Here is a 22,313-nt window from a genome sequence, read left to right on the forward strand (position 1 = left end):
GCCGAAAACGGTACCCACCTGCGGGGGACCATGACACGGGCCGAGCGGTTCTCGATGCCGCGGACGACGGCGTCCGCGACGCGCGTGGGGGCGATGGCCTTGCCGAGCAGGGACGGGAAGGCGATCTCGCGCATGCGGGTGGTGATGTCGTTGCTTCCGAAGGCTGCTCCAGCGATGGGCGTGTGGACCCAGCCGGGGTAGAGCACCCCGGCGCTGGCGCCGTGGATGCCGAGTTCGGCGCGCAGGGCGCGGCCGAACTGCTCGACGCCGGCCTTCGACATGGCGTAGGGGGCGTTGGTCATGCCGTTGAAGTAGGCGTACACCGAAGCGGTGACCAGGACGTGCCCGCGCGCCGCGATAACGTGCGGCAGTGCGGCACGAACGGTGCGCCAGACGCCCAGCAGGTCCACTTCGACGACGCGCTCGAACATGGCCGGGTCGATGGTGGCGATCGTCGCCGGCGGATCGGCCGCGATCCCCGCGTTGGCGAAGACGACATCCAGGCCGCCGAACCGGTCGACCGTACGGTCCACCGCGTCGGCCAGTGCGGCGCGGTCGGTGACATCCACCGACAGCGCCAGTGTCCTGTCGCCGCCGAGGTCGCGGGCGAGGGCCGATATGGCGTCGATGCCCCGGTCGGCGAGGACCACGTTGGCTCCGCGCGAGTGCAGCGTGCGGGCGGTGGCCGCACCGATGCCTCCGGCTGCGCCGGTGATGAAGACGGTCTTCCCCGCAATCGGGTAGGTGAGCACCTCGTACCTCTTTCAGGGTGTCGTGGGTCCCGGGGCTTCACCGGGTGCGGAGCCGATGGGGACGTGCCGCGCCAGGAAGGCGAGCTGGTCGTGGAGGACGCGTTCGAAGGGCTCGCCGAGGTAGATGTCGAAGTGGCCGTCGGGGTAGAGGCGGATCTCGCCGCGCGGGGCCCTGCGGGCATGGCGCAGGGTGGGCCGCGCGGGGGCCACGCTGTCGTGCTCGCATACGCAGAACAGCACCGGGCATGCGATCTTCGCGGTCCGGCGGCCCGGCCGGTAGCGGAGGATGTCCAGGGCGAAACGTGCCGCAACCTGGTTGGAGAAGTGCGCGTCGTTGGGCACGAGGGCCAGGTAGCCGGGCTCGGCGTCCGCAGCGGTCATCAGCGCGGCGGATCCGGGCGGCCCCGCCGTCGCGACCATGACGGGAGGGCGCCTTAGGCGGGCGCCGACCACGTCACGGACCGCGCGGGCCATCACCTTCACCGAGGTGTCCGGGCGCATCGCCAGGGCAGAGGCGACACCATCGGTGAACAGGCCCTGGGCGATGACGGCGACGACGGCTGGGTCCTGGGCGGCTGTCGCCAGGACATGGCCGCCGCCGAAAGAGGTGCCCCACAGGACCACGCGCCGGGGATCGGTCTCCGGCCGGGACCGCGCGTACGCCACGGCGGCCCGCCAGTCCTGGAGCTGTCGTCCGATGCTCAGGAGCTGTCGCGGCTGACCGCCGCTGGCCCCGAAGTGCCGGTAGTCGAACACCAGGCATGCGTAGCCGGCGGCGGCGAAACGCTCGGCGTAGGCATCCAGCCGCATCTCGCGGACCCCACCGAGACCGTGTGCCATGACCACCACGGGACGCCGGCCCCCGCCCTCGGGCAGGTACAGCCAGGCGTGACACTCGTCCGGCCCCGAAGGAAACGTCACATCCAATCGGTCGGTCATCGGACCTCCGTAACACGGCTCGCATCGTTGGGTTCGCGGAAACTTGGAACCACTTCCAACATTGGAAGTTAATCCAATATTGCAGGGGTGTAAAGCAAATCGACGGCAACGAACCCGTCACGTCTCCGCTGGGTCCTGAGCCACGCCCTACCTCAGCACCACACCCGGCAGCCATTGGTCGACTCCCGCCGCTACAGCGACGCCACCCCGCTGAGGGCCGCTGCCTCCGGCCCCGCGACCGAGGACCCCCTCGACCATGCCTGGCGCCGGTTCCTCGCCGTCGTCGATCACGCCCCGACGCTGATCGACCGGTGCCGCCCTGCCAGCAGCCCGTGGCCCGACGACGCCACGGCGCTGTCCCGCCTGGCCGACGCCCTGGCCGATGCCGAGGCCCTGCCGGACGAGGTAGTCGACGGCGGTTCTGTGCCACCGCAGCAACGCCGTGCACGCGCGTGGGGGCCATCGAGACCTGGCTCACCGACGGCGAGACGTTCTTGCGCCAGGCCCGCGTGAGCGCACCTCACCGCCGCCGGTCCCTTCCCGTGGCCGCGCCAGCCCGCCCCCTCACCGCGGGCCGACCCGCGCAACGCAGCCGCTGACAGTTCCGCTCCGGACCCCGGAGGGGATGACGATGCCGACCACGGGCCGACCGATGCCGAGGATCTCCAGTTTGCGTACCAGCTGGGGCAGGACGGCCTCGATGGAACAGGTGCTGAGGGCGACGAGCAGTTCGGCCTTGAGGAAGCGGATGAGGCCGAACAGGCTCAGGCGGCGGGCCCGCATGATGGCGCCGAGGACGACGAGGACGTAGGCGATGCAGGTCGCGCTGAACAATCCAGACCGCCGTCACGTTCTTCGGACACGGGCTCACGAACCGCTCACGGAAGTAAACGCAACGGTGTTGCACGGTACGTGCCAACCTGATCTCCGGGGCCGGTTCACCCACGTACTGGCCGGGACCGGGGGCTTGCGGCGCATCCGGAAGCCACGGCCAGTACCAGCGGCACGCCCCGGCACGGCACGAGGCGCAGTCCGCGGAAGGTGTCCGCCCGCCCGTGTTCCCGTACGCCGACGAAGTCGGGCCCCTTCGTCAGGGAGCCGGCCAGACGCGCCAGGTCAGTGGAGGTTGCCACCCGGCCGCGGGCGTTCACCAGATGGGCGGGTTCGGGCACTCGCGCAGCAGGGGCAGCGCGGCCGCCTCGAAATGCCGCAGGTGCACATCGGCCGCGGCCACGCCCACGAACCGGCCCGCCAGCTCCACCGGCGCGGACAGGGTGAGGCTGTACTCGTCGGTGCAGAGGTAGTCGACGTACGGTCCGGCCGCCGCTCGGTGCCCGCTCTTGTACCCAAGAGTCCATGGCGGATCGTCCAGCGTGCTGCGGTCGATCACCCTGAGTGCGCACACTTCTGGACGTGGACCATCGGACGGTCCGGCAGGTCGTCCATACCGATTTCACGGATTTCACGGCCGTTCAAGGCGAGTTCGAGGATCTGGACGCCTGCTTCTACTGCGCGGGTGTCTCCTCGGCCGGCCGCAGCGAGGAGGAGTACTCCCGGATCACCCATGACCACACGCTGGCGGCTGCCGACGCGGTGAGCGCCGCCAGCCCGTCCCTGACCTTCACCTTCGTGTCGGGGGAGGGCGCCTCTGAAGCGGGCCGCTCGGTGTGGGCCCGGGTCCTGGGGCGTACCGAGAACGAACAGCTGAGAATGCCGTTCAGCGCCTATGTCTTCCGGCCCGCTTACATCCGGCCCCGCAACGGCGCCGTCTCTCAAACCCCGGCCTACCGTCTGATGTACCGGCTCACGTCGTGGCTGTACCCCTGCTGCACGGGATGGCACCGTCGCACACGACCACGGCCGAGCAGCTGGGCCGCGCGATGATCGCCGTCGTCCACCTCCGAGGCGGGGCTCCCGCTGTGCTGCACAGCCCTGACATCAACCGGCTGGGAGCCGCCGTCATGGGAATCGATGCCAGCGCCGCCCGCACAGTACCGCTGAGCGGTGGATGGGGCCGTCGGTGGTGTGCAACGGGCTGCACGGCGTGCCGGTGCGGGCGGCGATGATGTCCGCGGCGATGGAAATCGCGGTCTCCTCCGGTGTGTTCGCGCCGATGTCCAGTCCGACAGGTGAGTGGAGCCGGGCCAGTCGGTCTTCCCGCAGGTCCGTGGCGCGCAGGGCCTCGAGCCGCTCTCTTCTCACCGGCCCCCACCAGCAAGATCACATCTCCGGCTGGAGTACTGAGCGGGATGCCAAGGCGTGTGTCCGCCTGCGAACCCGCGCCGCACCAGTCGGCGCTGACGTGCTGCTCAGCCCGTGCTGCCGGCAGCAATGACGTTCACGTAGCCCATCATCCCGTTGTCCTCGTGTCCAGTGATGTGGCAGTGGAACATCCATATTCCGGTGAAGTCCGTAAAGCGGATCCGGATCACTACTTTGCCAGCTTTTCCATTGACCTTGTGGGGGACGCTCACGGTGTCCATGTAGTCGGCGGGAGGCTGGGCGACGCCGTTCACACTGAGGACCTGGAACGGTGCGATATGGAGATGGAACGGATGATCGTGGCCACTCGTGTTAGTGAGCGTCCATTCTTCGACTGTTCCGAGTGTGGCCGGTTTCTTGAAAGTCGGCATCTTCATGTCGAACAGCTTGCCGTTGATCCAGAAGTTGTTGCCGCCGTCGTCGCTCAGGGCCACGCTTCGGGATTGGGCGATGGGTTCTCCGGACAGATCGGGTTCGGATCCGGGAAGCGGTCCGGCAATCTGGGGCGAGGTGACCATGCCCGACGGTCCCCCAGTGGCAGCCGGCCCCGCGCTCCCGCTGCCCTGTTGGACATTGACCTTCATGAGGGGGGTGTCGGGGTAGACGTCGCCGTCGCCCGGCGACCCGGCCTCGTGGTGGAGGGTTCTGAGCCAGGTTGATCCGGGGTCTCCGGCGGTCACCAGGACGTCGAAGCGTCCGCCGGGCGGAACCAGAAGGTGCTTTACCCGGGTCGGCGCCGCGGAGGGAGTCCCGTCCTGGCCGACGACGGTGAAGGTGCCGCCGCCGAGCTGGAGATCGTAGACGATGGCGTAACCCTCGTTGGCGATGCGCCACAACTGGGTTTCGCCGGCTTTCACGTTCAGCGCGGGCCGGTACTGACCGTTGACCAGGCGGACCGTCGGCGATGCGGGCTCCAGGACCCCGTCCGGGTAGACGATCGAGCTGGTTCCGCTGATCTGGGCGTCCTTGAGTGCCAAGGTATGAGCGGTGATCTGGCGGTAGGCCGGCGGCAACGATTCGCGACTGTCCCCGACAATGATTGTTCCCGACAGCCCCGCCCCGATCTGGCTCTCGGTTCCATTGCAGCGAGCATTCGCTGGGGCAGAGGACATATCCATCCCCGGCATCGACTCGCCGTCCCTGGAGGACATCTTCATCCCCGGCATCGGCTCGCCGTCCCTAATGCACATTTCATGGTCGTGGTACCAGTAAGTACCGGGTGCCTGGTTTGCGGGAATGTCGAGATGGTAGGTCAGAGTCTGGCCAGGCTTGGCGGACAGCATGATGTTGTCCGCGCTTCCCTTCGGTGACAGGTGCATCCCGTGGAAGTGCAAGTTGGTGGACGTGCCGAGTTTGTTGGTCAGTTTCAAGGTGACACGCTGGCCAGGAACAGCATGGAGGGTCGGCCCGACGAGGCTTCCGTTGTAGGTCTCCGCGAGCACCTTCTTGCCCGAAATCATCACCTCTTTCTCAACCGTCGTCAGCTCAACCGTCAGATCCTCAGGGGTTGCCTTGTTGAGTTCGGGCGGTTCCACCAGCGCAGCGCCGGTCACCATGCCAGCCGCCTGCTTTTGGGTAGTCGGAAGTGGCTTTCCAGTAGCGGCCGAGTCTGGTTTTCTTCCACTGGCCGCCGAGTTCGGCTTTGCGCCCACGCAGCCTGCGAGGCACGAAAACAGGAGAGTGGCCCCGACAGCGAGGACTCCGAGGCGGGTGATGGGCGATCGACTCGCGGTCGAGCGTGCGGTCAAAAAACTATTCCTCTCTGGGTATAACTGCTGAACGGGGAGCAAAAAGCCCCAGGTTGGACCACCTGATCTAAGCCACGCCCCGGGGCCGGGTCGGCATGGCCGAACCTGGCGTCAGGCACAGCAGTGGCCCGCGGAAGCAAGATCCAAGGCCCGAGATGCAGTGGAGCCCGTCGCCGCGAGTGCGGTGACCGGCCCCACTGCCATGTACCGCCCGTCGCCTCCGCCCTCCGGCCTTCACCACGCCCGCTCCCCACCCTGCGTGCTCCCTACGTACACAAACGACTGCACGACCGCGCCCCTCCTTGGTTGATTCCATGACAGCCCTGGAGACTTCCTGAGGAACCCTGAGGATTTGATGAGGGCGGACTGCGCGCGCCGTCCGCGGCCCGGTTGTGTCGCACAGCCGCGTGCGAGTAGTGGTGGCCGGGGATGACCCGGTGCGGCTCCGCCGGGACCTGATCCGGCCGGGCTGCGGAGCCATGCTTCGGCAGCGGGCCGGGCCCCAGGCGCATCGGGCCGGATTGCCGGCTCTCGCACTGGCGGCGACCCTGGCGGCCGCTACCGCGGCCGGGCAGCGGCGGACTCGGGCGTGCGGCACCACCAGCTCACCACGCTCCCCTGCCCGGATGACGCGAGTCGCGCGATGAGCCCGGTTGGGCCGGCGTCCAGGGCTGCGGCGGCAGGCGAAGGCGGCGGAGCTCACCGAATGCTCAGGTTTCCCCTGTGATGATCGTTCGTGTCGGCAGCAGCGCCCTCCGTTTCACCCCGGACGGAGGGTCGCGCCGCCGACTCTGTCGGTCCGGAGCCGTTGGTGGTCGTGGGCCGATGAGTGGCGGTGCCTTCCGATGAGACGTTCCCCCTGGTCATCGGCGAGGCACCGCCACCCCGCCCCATGGTTCGACGTGGGCTGGGAGACCCGTCGATGGTGGAGAGGTTCAGCGGTGACGACAGGGTTGAGCGGTGACGACAGGAATCCACCGGAGCCTGTGAGCGCCTTCATGTCCTCGCCGACGCCGCAGCACCTGTCGACGCCTATCCTGGCCGACATGCGCGTACTGGTGGTCGAGGACGACGATGACCTGCGGTTCGCCGTGGCTGCCGCACTGCGCGGCGGAGGGCTGGCCGTCGACGAGGCCGGGGACCTCCCCGCCGCCGACGAGGCGCTGTACGTCACCGGCTACGACTGTGTCGTCTTCGACCGGATGCTGCCGTCCGGCGACTCCGCGGAGTACGTGCACCGGATGAGGGCGGACGGCAGCACCGTACCGGTCCTCTTCCTCACTGCGCGCGACTCCGTCGCCGACCGCGTCGAGGGCTTCGCCACCGGCGGCGACGACTACCTGGTCAAGCCGTTCGCCGTCCCCGAGCTGGTCGCCCGGGTGCGGAACCTGTGCCGGCGAACCACCGCAGTCCGGCCGTCGGTGATCCGCTGTGGCGGACTGGAGGTCGACTCGGCCCGCCGCACGGTCCACCGCGACGGCGTCCTGCTGACGCTCACCGTCAAGGAGTTCGCCGTGCTGGAAATCCTCGCCACCCGGCCCGGCGAGGCCGTACGGCGCACCGAGCTCACAGAGCGCTGCTGGGACGAGCTGACCGAGCCGAACTCCAACGTGGTCGAGGTCCTGGTCTCCCAGCTGCGCCGCAAGCTGGGCGATCCGCCGCTGATCCACACCGTGCGCGGGATCGGGTACCGGCTGGAGCCCCCGGCATGAGACCACGCGTCGCGGCGGGCCGGACACGCCGCCGGACGCCGCCGACGCCGACCGGCCGGATCCACCGGATGCGACGACGCATCACCCTGCTCTTCACCCTCGTAAGCGCGCTCGGCCTGATCGGCATGACGGTCTTCGCTTTGCACGCTGACGGCGCGTCCTGGCGCGACCAGGTCGACTCCGACCTGCAGACGCGGACCAGCGACATCGCCGCCGGCCTCACCCCTGATGAGGACGGTGTCCTCGCATACCCGGCCCCGAAGGACGGTGGGTTCGACTGTCCCCCGGTGACCCTGTTCACCGCTGGTGGGGGGCACGTGTCCCGCGTGGTCTCACCGCGCCGGCCCTGCCTGGCCGTCCCCGCCGAGGCCCTGCAGGAGGCCGCTGCCGGGGCCGCCCGGGAGGGACACGGCGCCTTGAGCACCGCGACCACACCGAAGGGCAGCCGGCTGCGCCTGTCCGCCGAGCCCGTCACCGGACCGGCCGGCACCACGGACGCCGTGGTGGTCGCGGCCGTCGACATCTCCGGGCACCTGGACAGCCACAGGCGGCTGACGCTGTTCCTCACCATCGCCTGCGCGGTCCTGGTAGCCGTTTCGGCCATGTCCGGCCGCTGGCTTGCCGGACGCGCCGTGCGGCCGGCGCTCACCGCACTCGACCAGCAAGAGGCCTTCTTCGCCGACGCCGCCCACGACCTGCGCACTCCCGTCACCTCGATGCGGCTGCTCGCCGAGACCGGCCTGCGCGGGGAGGCGGACAGCCACGAAGTGCTGCGCCGCACACTGCGCCAGTCCACCCGGATGAGCGAGCTGGTCGACGATCTGCTCACCCGCGCCCGGCTGATGGCCGGCGCCGTCCCGCTGGAACGGGAGCCACTGCGGCTCGACCAGCTCGTCGATGCCGTCGTCGCCGACGCCCCGGCGCACGGGCACTGGGTGGCCGTCCAGGCCGAAGCCGTGGTCGTCCTCGCCGATGCGGGACTGCTGCGCCGTGCCGTCGCCAACCTGCTGGGCAACGCGCTCGCCCACGGCCACACCCCGGGTGAGCCCGCCGACGTCGAGATCACCGTCACCGCGGACGGCACTGTCACGGTCGACGACGCGGGCCCCGGCATACCGCCAGGCCAGGCGAAGTCCCTGTTCGAACGCTTCCACAGCGGTTCCGGTTCCAGCGGCCTCGGGCTGTCCATCGCCGCCTGGGTGGCCCATGCGCACAGCGGCTCGCTCACCGTCGTCCCCAGTGCCCGCGGCGGGTCCCGGTTCCTCCTGAGCGTGCCCGTCCGGGACCAGAAGCGGCCCTGACACGGCGCCCGTGCCCTGGTGGGGACGCCTCACCGAATCCTCAGGTTCCTCCGGGCAGGCTTCCCGCGGTCCCCCGAACAGCAGGCAACGAGCAAAGGACGTGCACCACCGGTTCCACGGGACCGGTCCGAAGGCGCGCGGAGCGAGGAATCGGTTTCATGGCCCGGATGCGGGAGAACATGGTCGGCGATGTGGTGGCCGAGCGGTTCGAACTCCTGGTGCGGCTGGGAGCCGACGGCATGCGCACGGTGTGGCGGGCCCGCGACCTCGTCGGCGGGATTCCTCCCGGAGACCATCTGCGGGGTTAGTGCACCTGGACGGGCACCATCACGACGCCGTGATCTGGTCGCTGCTTCGACGGTCCTGCAGGACGTCGTCCACGAACCGAGCTCTCGTCAGCTCTTCGCCCCGACGACCCATTCGCCGACTTTCTACCGTAAGGGCTGCCCATGGATCTGGAGTTTCGTCATCTGAGGATGATCCGGGCCATCGGTGATGCCGGAAGCGTGACCAAAGCGGCGGACCGCCTGGGACTCGCGCAATCGGCGCTCTCCAGCCAGCTGAAACGGATCGAAGCCGCCGTGGGCGGGAAACTCTTCGAGCGGGGCCGGGAAGGCGTACAGCCGACCCCGCTGGGCGTTCTGGTGCTGGAGCGGAGCCGAGTTCTGCTGCCCGCGATGCGTCAACTGCAGGAGGACGCCCTGCGGTTCGCGACCACGGCGCGCGAGGACAGCGAACTGCATGTGGGGGCGACCCACGGTCCATTGCTGGGCGCACTGGTCGACCGACTGGCGACAGCCCGGCCCGAGCTGGCGGTGAGCACTCAATCGTCCATGTCGGCCTCAGAGCTGGTGACCCGGGTGGTCGACGGTCGGTTGGACGTCGCCCTGACCGGGTACTGCGGGCACCGCAATGCGACGGGCGACGAACGGCTGGAATGGCGGGAGATCTCCGTCGACCCAGTGTTCGCCCTCCTCAACGAGGAGCATCCGCTGGCAGGAGAACGGGAGTTGAGGCTCGAACAGTTCGCTGATGAGCGCTGGGCACTGCCGCCCGGCGAGAGCTGCTTCGGAGAGTGCTTCGCGGCCGCCTGCGTCCGCGCGGGCTTCCTGCCCCGGTCGGTGTACGAGGCCGATGCTGCCTCCTGCCTTCACCTCGTCCTCTCGAACCGGGCCGCCGCCCTGTGCCGGGCGACGTTCCCGCCGCCCGCCGGCACCGTGACCGTTCCGCTGGCACCACCGCTGTTGAGCTGGCGTCAGCTGATCTGCTGGCGCCCGCATGCGTCGGCGCACCTCGCGGACGAGTTGCTCTGCCACGCCAGAGCGGCACACGCGGAGGCGGCGGCCCGCAATCCGGTGTACGCGGCATGGCTGCGGCGACAGGAGGAAACGGCCGTACGACTCGGGGAACGCGGCGCTCCACTCTCGGCCGACCGCTGACCCCGTCCGGCCCCGACCCGCTCGGACGCGACGCCCTGACCGGCCCTTCTCCTCCCGTGTTACAGCCAGGTCCATAGCGCCGACAGAGGGGAACTTTGACATGTCCCCAACGCTTTCCATCCTGGCTAGGGTTCCGGCAACCCCCACTCAAAGGAGAGCCCAATGCTCCGACGTCACAAGGCGGTTGCCGCAGGTTCCCTGGCCATCGCCGCACTGGTCGCCACGGTCGCACCGGCGGGCGCCAGCACGAACGAGACAGCGATCGCCAGGGCCATGACGGCCCATCAAGAGGTTGCGGCCCCGGTACCCGCCGCCCTGCTCCCGGCGCTCCGGCGCGACCTCGGTCTCACTCCGCAGGCCGCCGCAACCCGCCTGGCCGGCGAAGCCCGGGCCGCCGCGACGCAGGAAGCGCTCAAGCGGGCGCTCGGCAACCGCTGGGCCGGCGCCTGGCTCAGCGACTCCGACACCTCCCTGACGGTCGCCACCACCGACCCCGCCGCCGCCCGGACCATAGTCGCGCGCGGTGGTCGAGCCCGGGTCGTCCGGAACTCCCTCGCCGCACTCGACCGGGCCAAGGCCACGCTCGACAAGGCGGCCCGCACCGCCACCCCGAAGAACACGCCGCTGTGGTACGTCGACCAAGCGGCCAACACCGTCGTCGTCCAGTCCACCGACACCAACCGCACCAAGGACTTCCTCGCCAGGTCCGGAGTGGACCACGTCCTCGTCCGAGTCGTCCGCGTCTCGGACGCACCCCGGCCGCTGGCCGACCTCCGCGGCGGTGACGCCTACTTCATCAACAGCGCCGCCCGCTGCTCGATCGGCTTCCCGGTCACCCAGAACGGCCAGCCCGGCTTCGTCAGCGCCGGCCACTGCGGACAAGCGGGCTCCAGCGCCGCGGCTCCGGACGGCACCTCCATAGGAACCTTCCAGGGCTCGACCTTCCCCGGCAACGACTACTCGTGGGTGCAGGCCGATTCGAGCTGGACGGCCCAGCCCCAGGTCAACAACTACGCCGGCGGCACGGTGACGGTCTCCGGCTCCGCCGTCGCCCCCATCGGCTCCTCGGTCTGCCGTTCCGGTTCCACCACGGGCTGGCGCTGCGGCAGGGTCCAGCAGTTCAACGCCACCGTCAACTACGCGCAGGGCAGCGTGTTCGGCCTCACCCGTACCAGCGCGTGCGCCGAGCCCGGCGACTCCGGCGGCTCGTTCATCTCCGGCAACCAGGCCCAGGGCGTCACCTCCGGCGGCTCCGGCAACTGCACCGTCGGCGGAACCACCTACTTCCAGCCCGTCAACCCGATCCTCCAGGCCTACGGCCTGACCCTGGCCACCGGTTGATCCAGGACCGGCTGATACTCCAGCCGAAGTTCTCCGTCTGACCTGCGGGCTTCTCAGGCGACTTAGGGGTGAGGGCCGCGGAGCGGTCAGGGGCGGCCTTCTGCAGGCCGCCCCTCGATCGTGCCACGACGTCGCAGGAGTGACAGCGGTGTGCGACCGCTTGGCGTGGTCGGCGCCCGTTCGACCAGCTCAGACGTGGTGTCGTCCTCGGTGGCAACGAAGGTGAGGCGGTCGAGGACGACAAGCCGCCAGAAGCCGCCGCGTCCTGCGTCTCCGGCCTCGCTCTGCCAAAAAATGGGCAGGCAACATTACAACGCCGGACAGGCCGGCGTCCCTGCTCGGGACGCCGGCCTGTCCAATTCCCGCCTGCCAGGAGGCTCAAGCGCAATGGGTGATTACCACCGTGATTTCCGTCAGCCGAGTTGCCGGGAGAACGCCTCGTACGCCCGGTCATCGAAGAGGACGAACCGCACCTCTTCGACACCCGTCGGAGTGTCCCGCACCGTCTCCACCGCGATACGAGCCGCATCGTCCATCGGCCACCGGTACACGCCGGAGTGGCCGTGGAAGCTGTGGAGGGCGTGCACATCCGCGTCGTCGACGCCATCGGCTACAACCGCGCGTTCCTGCGCCAGATCGACAGGATTCCACTGAACGCCAATAGCGCGGCCACCGATGTGCTCCGCTCCAGGACGCCGAGGTTCGTCGAGTCGCCGGCTGACTTCGTCCGGCACTATCCCGACCTGGAGTACCTGGCGGAGGCGTCGCCGAAAAAGGCGTGGGCGTTCCTGCCGCTCATCGCCTCCGGCCATGCCATAGGTTGCTGCGTCGTCTCCTTCTCCCGACCGCACACCTTCAGCGAGGAGGAGCGCGTCCTGCTCACAGCACTCAGCGGTATGGTCGCCCAGGCGCTCGACCGGGCGCGCCTGTACGACGCGGAACACACACGGGCTCAGGGACTCCAGCGTGGTCTGCTGCCCCGGAGCCTGCCTTCCCTGCCCGCGGTCTCCGCCGCTGCACGCTACCTGCCCGCCGGCAGGGGTGGCGAGGTCGGGGGTGACTGGTACGACGTCATCAGGCTCTCGTCCGGTCGTGTCGCCATGGTCATCGGTGATGTGATGGGACACGGCATCGCCGAAGCCGCCACCATGGGACGGCTCAGAACGGCCGTATGCACCCTTGCCGACCTGGACATGGATCCCGACGAACTGCTGAGCCACCTGAACGGTCTGGTCGGTGACCTCGGAGACGACTACTACGCGACCTGCTTGTACGCGGTCTTCGATCCGGTGACGCGGCTCTGCTCGTTCTCGGTGGCCGGCCACCCGCCGCCGCTCATCGTCCTCCCCGATGGCACGGTGCACTGCCCGGATGTCACCGTCGACCCGCCCCTCGGCGCCGCGGAACCCCCGTTCGAGACCCTTGAGCTGAATGTGCCGGATGACAGCCTCCTGGTGTTCTGCACGGACGGCCTTGTCGAATCCGCCACCCGCGACATCGACCAAGGACTGGCCGAACTCGGGTGCATCCTGGCTGACGCTGTCACCCACCCCTCGTATGCCTCCGCCACCACCCCGGATAACGGCGAGCGTGCTCATCGAACAACTCTGGGGCGTGCCCCCGCCATGCTCACCACGGAGAACGGCACGACCAACAGGTGCCGTTGCCCGCTCATCCTCCGTCACAGCAGGCCATGCGTGCGGGCGTTGGCGATGAGGTGGGCCCGGTTGCGGGCGGCGAGCTTGTGCATCACTTCCCGGAGATAGCTCTTGACGGTGTTGACTGACAGGTTCAGCTCGTCGCCGATCTCAGGGTTGGTGTATCCGGCCGCGACCAGGCGCAGCACGTCGTACTCGCGCGCGGTGACGGGAGCCGCGGAGGCGTCGGGGCGATCGGCGCGGAAGGCGCCGGTGCGGGCCACGCTGCGGATCGCGTCGCGCACGGCCGTGCCGCCGGCGTCCTTGACAAGTAGTCCGCTGGCTCCAGCGGCCAACGTTGGTGCGACTGCGGCGTGTTCGGGGAAGGCGGTGAAGAGCAGGACGCGGCTGTCGGGACTGACCCGGTGCACCGCAGGGACGACGTCGGCGGCGAGGCGGTCGGGGAGGCGCAGGTCGAGCAGGACCACGTCGGGCTGTTCTCGCGCGCACAATTCGACGGCGGCGGCGCCTGTTTCGGCGTGGCCGACGACGGCCAGGTCGGTGTATCCGTTCAGCTGCGCAACGACGCCGTCGCGGACGACCGGGTGGTCGTCCACGATGACGATCCGCGTGGGCCGGCCCGTCAGCATGGCAGCTGCGCCCGCCATACCGTGCCGCCGTCCGGGTCGCAGAGGACGCGGACGGAGCCGCCCAGCCGGCCGAGGGCCTCGGCGGTCTTGGTCAGCCCCAGGCCCGGCTCGTGGTCCGGTGCCAGGCCGGTGCCGTCGTCGTGCACGGCGACGGTCAGCAGCCCGCCGCTGCGCCCGACCGACACGGTCACCGCGCTCGCGTGGGCGTGTTTCTCGACATTCAGCAGGGCCTCGCGGACCGCTGCCAGGAGCACGTCCGAGCGGGACGGGGGCAGCTCGGGCGGGTCCCCGTCCAGGACGACCAGTTCGGCCGGGATGCCGGTGCGGTCGGAGAAGGCGGTGCAGTCCGCGCGCAGGGCGACCCCGAGGGCCAGGGCGGCCGGGGAAGACCGCAGCGTGCGCAGGGACTCGCGCAGGGCGGTGGTGGCGTCCGCGGCCTGGCTCCGGAGACGGTTCAGCCGTGCCCGCAGGTCGGGGTCGGTGCCCCCGGCTTCGGCGAGGTCGGCCATGCCGGACCCGATGGCGAACAGCAGTGCGCCGACGCTGTCGTGGAGGTCGGCTGCGAGCCGTTGCCGCTCCTCGTGGACGGCGAGCTCCCGGGTCAGGCGGGCGCGTTCGGCGATCGACACGGCGAGGGCGGCCCGTGTGGCCACTGCCGAGACGCGTTCGACTTCGCGGTCGCCGAAGGTACCCTCCCAGCGGAGGCCGAGGGCGAGGACGCCAAGTGGCTCGCCGTCTCTGATCAGGGGGACGGCGAGGACTCTGCGGACGCCCTCGGCGGCAATGTGCCGGTCGAAGGTGTGCGTGATCTCGGCGCTGGAGAAGTAGTCGTTGACCCACTCGGCCTGTCCGGACCGGTGGACCTTGCCGGTCAGTCCGGCGCCCGGGGGCACCCGTAGAGCCCGCAGCATTCCGGTCCTGTCGCCGACCAGCTGCTCGATGGTCAGTTCCTGCATCGAGCCGAGCCCGGCAGCCCACGCCACCCGCGAATCGCCGGCGAGGAGCGCGAGGGCGCGGCGCAGGGCCTCCCCGCGGTCCAATGCCGCGAGGAGCTCCGCGTACTGCTCGCCGAGATGGTGCAGCGGGTAGTCCGGCATACCGTCATCAAACACCGCACGTCTCGTTCCTGTCACGGCTGGAACTGTTCGATCAGCTCACGTCGCATGATCTTGCCTGCGGACGTTCTGGGCAGGTCGTCGACGAAGCGGACCAGGCGCGGCCGTTTGTACGCGGCGAGTGACTGCCGGGCGAAGGCGAGCACCTCGTCCTCGGTGGCGTGCACTCCCGGGGCGAGTGACTGCCGGGCGAAGGCGAGCACCTCGTCCTCGGTGGCGTGCACTCCCGGGGCGAGTACGACGTACGCGCACGCCAGCTCACCCTTGACCGGGTCCGGCACGGACCCTACCGCAACCATGGCGACCGCGGGATGCGTGGTGACGACCCGCTCGATCTCGGCCGGGTAGACGTTGTAACCCCCCGTGATGATCATGTCCTTGCGGCGGTCGACGATGAAGAAGTGCCCGGTGTCGGTCGTGGAGGCGATGTCGCCGGTGTGCAGCCAGCCGTCCGGCTCGATGGTCTCGGCGGTGGCCTGCGGATCGCTGTGATAGCCGAGCATGACGATCGGGCCGCGCACCATGAGCTCGCCAGGTTCGCCGAGGGGAGCGTCGTGTGTGACGTCGTCCAGATCCGCGACGCGCACCTCCACACCGGGCAGGGACACGCCAATCGGTCCAGGGGACGGAAGGGGCATGCAGGGTATGGGTGGTGCCCAGGCCTGCGATCTCGGTCATCCCCCCACAGCTCGATCAGGGGGGTACCCGAGCGGGCCTGCCGTCGCCCGATTGTGGACAGCGCTATGGCCTGCCCGCCGACGGTGCAGCGGGTCAGCGACGACAGATCGGCTCTCTCCAGCGCGGCGTCGGCGAGCGTCGTCGCGTACATCGCGGGCATCCCTCGAACATCGTCGCGGAGTGCCGGCGGATCAGCCGCAGCGCCTCGCCCAGGCTGAACCGCTCCATCAGCACCACGGTGGCCGCTGGCCGGGAAGGTGCCGTTGATCACCACGTTGCGGAGTGGGCAGCGCCGTCACCACCACGTCCGCGGAGGTACGGCCGTGCATGGTCTCGGTCAGCGCGCAGTTCAGCAAGACTGCCCGATGGCTCTGCTCCGCCCCTTGGGGCGCCCGGTGGTGCCGGAGGTGTGGCCGATCGCGGAGTCCGCGGCCGGGTCCGGGGCGAAGGCGGGGAACGACGCGTCGGAGGCGAGCAACTCAGCGAAAAACGGCTCCCCGGAGCGGATCGTCAAACGATACAACCATGCCCAGGCTCGGCAGGCTGCGAGTCAGTGCCAGGACGTCAGTCCCCCGCTCGGAGCTGGTGAACACCGCGGCGGCATTGCAGTCACCGAGCACGGACGCCAACTCCACGGGGTGAGCATGATGTTGACCGGATTGACCACGGCTCCCGCCTTGTAAGCGCTGTGTCCCGCACACCGCGTGCGGCCAGCGCCGCCGCGATGCGGTCGCTTGCCGCCTAGAGCTCACGGAAAGTCATCATGCTGGCCGCCGTCACCAGGGCGACCTTATCGCCGTGTCGTGCTGCCGCACGGCGCAGGATGCCTCCGGGTGAGACCGTTTCGTCCACCACGCACCTCCTCGTCGTCCGAGCCGAGGAGACCGCGGATCCGCGCAGCCCGCCACACCCGAATGGGTGTGCCGGGGCCGGTTCCCGCTTGAAAGAGTGCGGAGGATTCCCACTCGCACAGCGCAACATGAAGGAGGCCGGCACATGGACGTGACGGTCGAGTACGACGTCCCCGCCACCATGCAAGACGGCACCGTTCTGAGGGCCAACATCTACCGGCCCGCCTCGGGCGGTCCGTATCCGGTGCTGCTCGCCCGGCTGCCCTACGGAAAAAACTTCGCAATGGTGAGCGCCATGTTGGACCCGCTCGGCCTGGCACGCGGTGGGTTCATCGTCGTCATCCAGGACACCCGGGGCCGTTTCGCCTCGGACGGCGAGTGGGAGCCGTGGACATACGAGGCCGATGACGGCTATGACACGGTCCGCTGGGCGGCCGCCCTGCCGGACACCAACGGCCGGGTCGGCATGATCGGGGGCAGCTATTTCGGCAACACCCAGTGGATGGCGGCGCTGTCCAAGCCCCCGGAGCTGCAGGCCATCGCCCCCCAGATCACATTCTCCGAACCGAACGACGGGCTCTTCGCCCGTGGCGGGGCCATCGAGCTGGGCATCACCCTGCCGTGGTCGCTGATGCAGGGCATGGACACCGTGATGAAACGGCACGCCGACGACCCGGCCGCCCTGGGGCCGGCGCTCGGGGCCCTGATTCACGACACGGACCGGACGGCCCCCTCCGGGTACTGGGAACTCCCGTCCGGTCGCCACCCCGCCTTCCAGCGTCACGGCATCCCGGACCTCGGCTTCGAACGCGCGCTGCACGATCCGGAGTGGAGTGCGGCCTGCCGGGTCGCGGGGCGCCAGGCGGAAGTCGACCTGCCCAGTCTGAACATCGGCGGCTGGTACGACATCTTCTGCCAGGGCACGCTGGACAACTACACCGAGAGCCGCGCGGCGGGACGGCCAGCGACCTTGATCATGGGACCCTGGACGCACATGAACCGCACAGGGCAGATCGGTGATGTCAACTTCGGGATGGCGGCGAGCGCCGATCTCCTCGGTTTTCGCGGCACACTGACCGACGTCCAGACCATGTGGTTCCGGAAGTGGCTCACCCCCGGCGCCGCGCCGTCGGGACCTGAGCTCCCGCCGGTTCTGCTGTTCGTGATGGGGAAGAACGAGTGGCGCGAGGAGCAGGAGTGGCCGCTCGCCCGTGCCGTGGACACGGACGTGTTCCTGCACCCGGACGGCGGGCTCGCGTTCGACGCTCCGGGACCCGACGGGGGCATCGAGACGTACGTCCATGATCCGGCCGATCCGGTGCCGACGGTCGGCGGCGCGACCCTGATGTCCAGCGAGTACCGATCGGGTCCGCTCGACCAGGCCCCCGTGGAGGCCCGGCCGGATGTCCTGGTGTACACCAGCGAGCCCCTCGCCGAGGACCTTGAAGTCACCGGCCGGATCCGCGCCTTCGTCCACGCCGCGACCGATGCCCCTTCAACGGACTGGGTGGTCCGGCTCTGCGACGTCGACTCCCAGGGGGTGTCCCTCAACATCGTCGACGGAATCACACGGGTGAAGACCACACCCGGTGAATTCGCCGAACACGTCGTCGACCTGTGGTCGACCAGCTATGTCTTCCGTGCCGGTCACCGTCTGCGCGTCCACGTCACCTCCAGCAACTTCCCACGCTGGGACCGCAACCTCAGCACCGGCGCGTCCCCTGACAGCGGAACGGACTTCCACCCGGCACGCCAGGAGATCGCGCAGGACGCGGCACGGCCCTCACGCATCGTTCTCCCCGTCGTCCGGCCTTGACGCTCTCCCCGTGAAGGAAGGGGGGATGCACAGATCACCGCGTTCTGGCCGCCGAACACTCGGAGAACGAGCAGATCAGGCAACAGTCACATGATCGGCCGGGCTGGCTCGTTCTACGGTCCGTGCGGGCGGTCGCGTGATCACCGACTGGTGATCGACGGGATACGGAAGTACTCGAACTGCCGGACGGCCCTGCGGCGATTCCCGCTTGCCGCAGGGCCGCCCGCCGCGCGCAGGTAAGCGGTGCAGAAGCCGCCCCGGCGCGTGTCTCCCGTTGTGGACGCGGTGCGGCAAGGATGACGGGCTATGACGATCGTGTTCCGGGTCCCTGCCGGCGGTGCGGAGCGGGTGGGGTTCGCCTACTCGCCGACGATGGAAGCCGTACTGAGTCTCCATGTGCTGGTGGAGCCCAAGCACCATCCCGTCCAGCACGGCTGGGTGCGTGCGATGCGCAAGCTGTCGCCGGCGCTGAAGCGGGAGATCGAGGCGTTCTCCTACGCGGTGCGCTCGTACTTCCCCGAGTTCCTCTTTCCGCAGCCGACCGGCCGACTGGCGGACTTCGAAGACGAACTGGCCGGCCTGCGCGGGGCGGATCCGGAACTGGTCCGCCTGGAGTTCGCCGTCCCCCTGCTCACGCCCTGGCCGGGCGGCGGCGAGGGCAGAGATCCGCAGGTGCTGCACGAACCGGAAGTACGCCGCCTGTTGCGGGAGCGAGTCGCCCGGGAGAGCGACGAAGCGATGGCCGCGATGCTCCTCGACGACCCCGGCGCGCTGCTCGAACGGTTCCTGAGCATGCTGGAGCGTTACTGGCGGGAGGCCTTCGAGGAGGAATGGGCACGGCTGGAACCCGAACTCGCCGCCGGCGTCAGTGAGGCCGGACGCCAGATCGAGGAACGCGGCCTGTACGGGATGCTGCGCGGGCTGTGGCCGGAAGTGCGCAGCGATCCGCGCGCTGAACGCTTCTGGCTGGAGCGGCCGCACGACCACGAGGTGGCCATCGGCCCGGACGACACCCTCGTGCTCGCCCCCAGCGCCTATGTGTGGCCGCACGTACGCGTCAACTGCGACGGTCCGTGGCCCCTCGGGCTCGTCTTCCCCCTGTCCTCGATCGTCCGGGAAGCCCGCCCGAGGATTCCCCCCACCCAGCTCGTCGGCACGTTGCGGGCGCTCGCCGACGACACCCGGCTGCGCACGCTCAGGCTGCTGGCCGAACGCCCGCGCAGCACCCAGGAGTTGGCCCCGCTCGTCGGCGTCAGCGAGGCCGCCCTGTCCAAGCACCTGCGGGTGCTGGCGGACGCGGGTCTGCTGGAGCGCCGCCGCGAGGGCTACTACGTCCTGTACCGGCTGGTGCCGGGACAGGTAACGGGCCTGACTCCCAGCCTGGAAAGCTTCCTGCACGGCGACGGCGAGACGACCGGGTCCGACTGATTAGCCATCTGCCTAATAAGTGGATCACGCTCCCGACGGAACCCGACAGTGGCGGCATGTCACTGCTGAAGGACCGCAACTTCCTGCTTCTCTTCGCCGGCCAGGGCATCTCACGCTTCGGCGACGGCCTGTACACCGCCGCGACCGCCTGGCTGGCCTGGTCACTGACGAAGGACCCCACAGCCGTCGCCGTGGTGAGCGTCTCCGCGTTCGCGCCCGCGTTCGTGGCCACCTTCGTCGCCGCCTCGTACGCCGACCGCCGCGACCGCCGGAAGCTGATGATCGCCACCGACCTGGCCCGGCTCGCCGTGGTGGCCGTGGCTCTCGTCCTGCTCTCCCTCAACCTGCTGAACCTGCCGCTGCTCGTGGCGACCACGGCGCTCCTGGCGCTGATCGGCGCACCATTCGCCCCGGCCCGCAACGCCATCGTCACGCAGATCGTGCCGGACGACCGCCTCCAGCAGGCCAACGGGCTGCTGCAAGTCGCCTTCCGTGCCGCCTTCTTCGTCGGCCCGCTCATGCTCGCGCCGCTGCTGGCCTTCGGCTCCCTGCAGTCGGCACTGGTAGTGAACGGGCTCACCTTCCTGGGCTCGGCGGCCGCCGTGGCCGCCATCCGCGTGACCCGCCCCGCCCCGACCAGCGGTCAGACGGGGCTGTGGTCCGATCTCGGCGCCGGGCTCAGGGCCGTGCGGGCCGCCCCCGACGTACTCGTGGTCATCGTGACCTTCGTGCTCGCCCTCGCCCTGACCAACGGATTCCTGACCGTCGGGCTGGTCGCGGTCGTGGGACAGGGCGGCCAGTACGGCCTGCTGCTCGGCGTCGCCGGGGTCGCCGAAGTGGCGGGCGCCCTGCTCCTGGCCGGCCTGCGCATCCGCCAACTCGCACTGACCGCGGTGCTGGCGTGGGCCCTGCTCGGGATCTTCCGGGCCCCGCTGGGAACGGTCACCTCCCATGCCGTGGCGGCGGTTCTGCTCACCGCCACGGGGCTGGCCTCGGCCCTCACGGACATTCCCTTGATCGCACTGGTGCAGCAGCGCATACCCAGCCACCACCTGGCGAAGGCGCTCGGCCTGTGGGAGGCCGGAGTGGCAGGAGCCCTGGCGATCTCCCCCTTTGTCGCCTCGACCGCCATCACCCTCGCCGGAGCCGCGAACGCCTTCCTGTTCTCAGGAGCCGCCGTTGTCGCCCTGGCCGTGACCGCCGCGCTCACCCTCGCATGCGCTGGCGCACGGCAGCCCGGTCAGAAGCCCTTCACCATGGCGGACGGCACGGCAACCGTTGCGGGGCCCGACGAGACAGCGGTCAGCACGGCCAAGCCGGAATGACTGCGCGGATCAGCTCAGGACGCCGAGGACCGGCCGCCAGTGGTGCGAGGCACTGTCCACGGCGCTAGCTACTTGCCCCTGAAAAAGGGTTTGGGCTGATGACGGGCCAGCACTGCTGGACGACGGCTTTGTGTCGCTGGCCGGTCGGCGTCGTGTCCGTCACCGGCCGAGGACGGTCATCCGCTGGAGGTTGTAGGCGAAGATCCCCAGTCCGGCCCAGGTCTGGCTACCGGCCAGGCGGCGCAGGCGCGTGCGACGGAAGCCGAAGCCGCGCTTGAGGTGACTGATACGGGCCTCGATGCCGACTCTCCAGTTGCGCATCCGCCGGAATGGGCGGCTCTGTTCGTACTCACGCCGTGCCTTTCCAGGTTTTCCGGCGCGTTGCAGGCCGATCCGCTGGACCCCGAGTTCGGCCAGGGCCAGATCGTTGGCCGCGGTGCCGAAGCCACGGTCGGCGACGACGGTGCCCGGCGGGCTGCCGGTCAGTGACACAGCACGCTGCACCCCAGGAACCAGTTGCGGTGCATCGGCTGGGTTCCCGCGCCTCTACCGGCCCGGGCTGGCCAACCTCGTCGGCAAGGACCATGTCGATGCCGCCATCGCCGCCTACCGCCACAACCGCCCCGAGCTGACCGAGGCTCAGGTGGGCATGGCCCTTGCCGGTGACGTCGCCTTCCGCGCCCCCTCCATCCGCACCGCCGAAGTCCTGGCCCACCGTGGAGCGCCGGTCTGGCTGGGCCTGTTCACCACCCCCTCACCCAAGGACGGCGGCACATACGGCGCACCCCACGCCATCGACCTGGGCTTCGTCTTCGGGAACTTCTCCGCCGACCCCGACTTCTACGGCACCGGCACCTGGCGCCACCGCCTGTCCGGCCAGGTCCAGGACATCTGGACCACCTTCGCCAGAACCGGCACCCCAGGACGCACGGACTGGAAGCAGTACAACCTCACCGACCGCCCCACCCTGGTGATCGACAAGAAGACGACCGTCGAGAACGACCCGCTCAGCAACGAACGCAAGGTCTTCTCCGCACTGCCCTACGGCGGCACCAAGCCGACCCTCCAGGACCTCACCCCGCTCACCTACCCCGGCACCCCTTGGCACGATCCACGCGTGATCATCGCGCTCATCGGCCCCGTCTGGACCACCGTCATCGCCGTCAGCCTCCTTGCCGTCCTGGCCGGCGCCTTCTTCGGCATCCGTCACCTGCTCAAGCGGCGACGTACCGTACGGGCAACCACAGCCGCAGCCTGATCACCGGCCAATCCAGAGATCATCTACCGGCTGCTGACCGGCCCGCTCGGCCCGGCGCTGC

General features: G+C 69.6%; 19 protein-coding genes and 3 pseudogenes. 11 read left to right on the forward strand and 11 right to left on the reverse strand.

Features of this window, described 5'->3' with window-relative positions; translation table 11 throughout:
• The 4 genes and pseudogenes from AB0958_RS37380 to AB0958_RS37395 form a co-directional block, all read right to left on the reverse strand.
• Window positions 1–752, reverse strand: a 752-nt coding sequence (locus AB0958_RS37380; RefSeq protein ID WP_366894938.1) for a short-chain dehydrogenase/reductase, incomplete at its 3' end; no start/stop codon positions are given.
• A gap of 12 nt (window positions 753–764) precedes the next feature.
• The gene (locus AB0958_RS37385) at window positions 765–1,691 is read right to left on the reverse strand and encodes an alpha/beta fold hydrolase (RefSeq protein WP_366894939.1); all 927 of its coding nucleotides are present in this window, start codon (window positions 1,689–1,691) and stop codon (window positions 765–767) included.
• Between the two features lie 564 nt (window positions 1,692–2,255).
• The gene (locus tag AB0958_RS37390) at window positions 2,256–2,525 is read right to left on the reverse strand and encodes a cation:dicarboxylase symporter family transporter (RefSeq protein ID WP_366894940.1); all 270 of its coding nucleotides are present in this window, start codon (window positions 2,523–2,525) and stop codon (window positions 2,256–2,258) included.
• A gap of 104 nt (window positions 2,526–2,629) precedes the next feature.
• A pseudogene (locus tag AB0958_RS37395) lies at window positions 2,630–3,030 on the reverse strand (hypothetical protein); the annotation flags it as partial.
• Window positions 3,031–3,104: 74 nt separating this feature from the next.
• Here AB0958_RS37395 and AB0958_RS37400 point away from each other — a divergent pair.
• Window positions 3,105–3,575 carry a hypothetical protein gene (locus AB0958_RS37400; protein WP_366894941.1) on the forward strand — a complete coding sequence of 157 codons (471 nt, stop codon included), beginning with the start codon at window positions 3,105–3,107 and terminating at the stop codon, window positions 3,573–3,575.
• 75 nt (window positions 3,576–3,650) lie between these two features.
• On the opposite strand, the gene AB0958_RS37405 is transcribed toward AB0958_RS37400, so the two are convergent.
• Together AB0958_RS37405 and AB0958_RS37410 are read right to left on the reverse strand one after the other, a co-directional pair.
• A complete protein-coding gene (locus AB0958_RS37405) occupies window positions 3,651–3,893 on the reverse strand; it encodes an XdhC family protein (protein WP_366894942.1) in 243 nt (80 codons plus the stop codon).
• Window positions 3,894–4,000: 107 nt separating this feature from the next.
• The gene (locus tag AB0958_RS37410) at window positions 4,001–5,509 is read right to left on the reverse strand and encodes a multicopper oxidase family protein (protein ID WP_366894943.1); all 1,509 of its coding nucleotides are present in this window, start codon (window positions 5,507–5,509) and stop codon (window positions 4,001–4,003) included.
• Between the two features lie 1,238 nt (window positions 5,510–6,747).
• Between AB0958_RS37410 and AB0958_RS37415 the strand changes: the two genes are divergently transcribed.
• The 5 genes from AB0958_RS37415 to AB0958_RS37435 all read left to right on the forward strand — a co-directional run bounded on the left by AB0958_RS37415 (window position 6,748) and on the right by AB0958_RS37435 (window position 11,494).
• On the forward strand, window positions 6,748–7,413 hold the full coding sequence (locus tag AB0958_RS37415) for a response regulator transcription factor (RefSeq protein WP_366894944.1): 666 nt from the start codon (window positions 6,748–6,750) through the stop codon (window positions 7,411–7,413).
• Window positions 7,410–8,714, forward strand: coding sequence for a HAMP domain-containing sensor histidine kinase (locus AB0958_RS37420; RefSeq protein ID WP_366894945.1), 1,305 nt, complete (start codon window positions 7,410–7,412; stop codon window positions 8,712–8,714). Before AB0958_RS37415 ends, AB0958_RS37420 begins: the two co-directional genes overlap by 4 nt.
• A gap of 158 nt (window positions 8,715–8,872) precedes the next feature.
• The gene (locus AB0958_RS37425) at window positions 8,873–9,022 is read left to right on the forward strand and encodes a hypothetical protein (RefSeq protein ID WP_366894946.1); all 150 of its coding nucleotides are present in this window, start codon (window positions 8,873–8,875) and stop codon (window positions 9,020–9,022) included.
• 141 nt (window positions 9,023–9,163) lie between these two features.
• Window positions 9,164–10,153 (forward strand): LysR family transcriptional regulator, encoded by a 990-nt coding sequence (locus AB0958_RS37430; RefSeq protein WP_366894947.1) that lies wholly within the window; start codon window positions 9,164–9,166, stop codon window positions 10,151–10,153.
• A 162-nt stretch (window positions 10,154–10,315) separates the two neighbouring features.
• Window positions 10,316–11,494, forward strand: a complete 1,179-nt coding sequence (locus tag AB0958_RS37435; protein WP_366894948.1) for a S1 family peptidase — start codon at window positions 10,316–10,318, stop codon at window positions 11,492–11,494.
• A gap of 413 nt (window positions 11,495–11,907) precedes the next feature.
• Here the strand turns inward: AB0958_RS37435 and AB0958_RS37440 are convergent.
• A pseudogene (locus tag AB0958_RS37440) lies at window positions 11,908–12,051 on the reverse strand (O-acetyl-ADP-ribose deacetylase); the annotation flags it as partial.
• A 6-nt stretch (window positions 12,052–12,057) separates the two neighbouring features.
• Here AB0958_RS37440 and AB0958_RS37445 point away from each other — a divergent pair.
• Window positions 12,058–13,260: a GAF domain-containing SpoIIE family protein phosphatase gene (locus tag AB0958_RS37445; protein ID WP_366894949.1), complete on the forward strand. Its 1,203-nt coding sequence runs from the start codon at window positions 12,058–12,060 to the stop codon at window positions 13,258–13,260.
• On the opposite strand, the gene AB0958_RS37450 is transcribed toward AB0958_RS37445, so the two are convergent.
• The 3 genes from AB0958_RS37450 to AB0958_RS37460 are packed head-to-tail and all read right to left on the reverse strand — an operon-like array spanning window position 13,176 to window position 15,504.
• On the reverse strand, window positions 13,176–13,799 hold the full coding sequence (locus tag AB0958_RS37450; RefSeq protein WP_366894950.1) for a response regulator transcription factor: 624 nt from the start codon (window positions 13,797–13,799) through the stop codon (window positions 13,176–13,178). The two genes, AB0958_RS37445 and AB0958_RS37450, sit on opposite strands and share 85 nt — an antisense overlap.
• The gene (locus tag AB0958_RS37455) at window positions 13,775–14,878 is read right to left on the reverse strand and encodes a GAF domain-containing protein (protein ID WP_366894951.1); all 1,104 of its coding nucleotides are present in this window, start codon (window positions 14,876–14,878) and stop codon (window positions 13,775–13,777) included. The genes AB0958_RS37450 and AB0958_RS37455 overlap by 25 nt, the downstream gene beginning before the upstream one ends.
• A 32-nt stretch (window positions 14,879–14,910) precedes the next feature.
• Window positions 14,911–15,504, reverse strand: coding sequence for a hypothetical protein (locus tag AB0958_RS37460; protein ID WP_366894952.1), 594 nt, complete (start codon window positions 15,502–15,504; stop codon window positions 14,911–14,913).
• A gap of 1,066 nt (window positions 15,505–16,570) precedes the next feature.
• Between AB0958_RS37460 and AB0958_RS37465 the strand changes: the two genes are divergently transcribed.
• The 3 genes from AB0958_RS37465 to AB0958_RS37475 all read left to right on the forward strand — a co-directional run bounded on the left by AB0958_RS37465 (window position 16,571) and on the right by AB0958_RS37475 (window position 20,994).
• Window positions 16,571–18,241: a CocE/NonD family hydrolase gene (locus tag AB0958_RS37465; protein WP_366894953.1), complete on the forward strand. Its 1,671-nt coding sequence runs from the start codon at window positions 16,571–16,573 to the stop codon at window positions 18,239–18,241.
• Between the two features lie 306 nt (window positions 18,242–18,547).
• Window positions 18,548–19,669, forward strand: coding sequence for a DUF5937 family protein (locus AB0958_RS37470; protein ID WP_366894954.1), 1,122 nt, complete (start codon window positions 18,548–18,550; stop codon window positions 19,667–19,669).
• A 56-nt stretch (window positions 19,670–19,725) separates the two neighbouring features.
• Window positions 19,726–20,994, forward strand: a complete 1,269-nt coding sequence (locus AB0958_RS37475; protein WP_366894955.1) for an MFS transporter — start codon at window positions 19,726–19,728, stop codon at window positions 20,992–20,994.
• 159 nt (window positions 20,995–21,153) lie between these two features.
• On the opposite strand, the pseudogene AB0958_RS37480 reads toward AB0958_RS37475, so the two are convergent.
• A pseudogene (locus tag AB0958_RS37480) lies at window positions 21,154–21,540 on the reverse strand (transposase); the annotation flags it as partial.
• A 103-nt stretch (window positions 21,541–21,643) separates the two neighbouring features.
• Here AB0958_RS37480 and AB0958_RS37485 point away from each other — a divergent pair.
• Window positions 21,644–22,252, forward strand: coding sequence for a carboxylesterase family protein (locus AB0958_RS37485; protein ID WP_366894956.1), 609 nt, complete (start codon window positions 21,644–21,646; stop codon window positions 22,250–22,252).
• Window positions 22,253–22,313: the final 61 nt, after the last annotated feature.

Origin of the sequence: Streptomyces sp. NPDC006655 (assembly GCF_040703965.1) — a bacterium.
Lineage (GTDB): Bacteria > Actinomycetota > Actinomycetes > Streptomycetales > Streptomycetaceae > Streptomyces.

What these genes read in the sequence shown, in the direction of transcription:
- AB0958_RS37420 (WP_366894945.1), top strand. Translation starts at nt 7,410, where the DNA reads ATGAGACCACGCGTCGCGGCGGGCCGGACACGCCGCCGGACGCCGCCG.
- AB0958_RS37430 (WP_366894947.1), top strand. Translation starts at nt 9,164, where the DNA reads ATGGATCTGGAGTTTCGTCATCTGAGGATGATCCGGGCCATCGGTGAT.
- AB0958_RS37415 (WP_366894944.1), top strand. Translation starts at nt 6,748, where the DNA reads ATGCGCGTACTGGTGGTCGAGGACGACGATGACCTGCGGTTCGCCGTG.
- AB0958_RS37450 (WP_366894950.1), bottom strand. Translation starts at nt 13,799, where the DNA reads ATGGCGGGCGCAGCTGCCATGCTGACGGGCCGGCCCACGCGGATCGTC.
- AB0958_RS37470 (WP_366894954.1), top strand. Translation starts at nt 18,548, where the DNA reads ATGACGATCGTGTTCCGGGTCCCTGCCGGCGGTGCGGAGCGGGTGGGG.
- AB0958_RS37425 (WP_366894946.1), top strand. Translation starts at nt 8,873, where the DNA reads ATGGCCCGGATGCGGGAGAACATGGTCGGCGATGTGGTGGCCGAGCGG.
- AB0958_RS37465 (WP_366894953.1), top strand. Translation starts at nt 16,571, where the DNA reads ATGGACGTGACGGTCGAGTACGACGTCCCCGCCACCATGCAAGACGGC.
- AB0958_RS37385 (WP_366894939.1), bottom strand. Translation starts at nt 1,691, where the DNA reads ATGACCGACCGATTGGATGTGACGTTTCCTTCGGGGCCGGACGAGTGT.
- AB0958_RS37455 (WP_366894951.1), bottom strand. Translation starts at nt 14,878, where the DNA reads ATGCCGGACTACCCGCTGCACCATCTCGGCGAGCAGTACGCGGAGCTC.
- AB0958_RS37475 (WP_366894955.1), top strand. Translation starts at nt 19,726, where the DNA reads ATGTCACTGCTGAAGGACCGCAACTTCCTGCTTCTCTTCGCCGGCCAG.
- AB0958_RS37410 (WP_366894943.1), bottom strand. Translation starts at nt 5,509, where the DNA reads ATGGTGACCGGCGCTGCGCTGGTGGAACCGCCCGAACTCAACAAGGCA.
- AB0958_RS37485 (WP_366894956.1), top strand. Translation starts at nt 21,644, where the DNA reads ATGGCCCTTGCCGGTGACGTCGCCTTCCGCGCCCCCTCCATCCGCACC.
- AB0958_RS37435 (WP_366894948.1), top strand. Translation starts at nt 10,316, where the DNA reads ATGCTCCGACGTCACAAGGCGGTTGCCGCAGGTTCCCTGGCCATCGCC.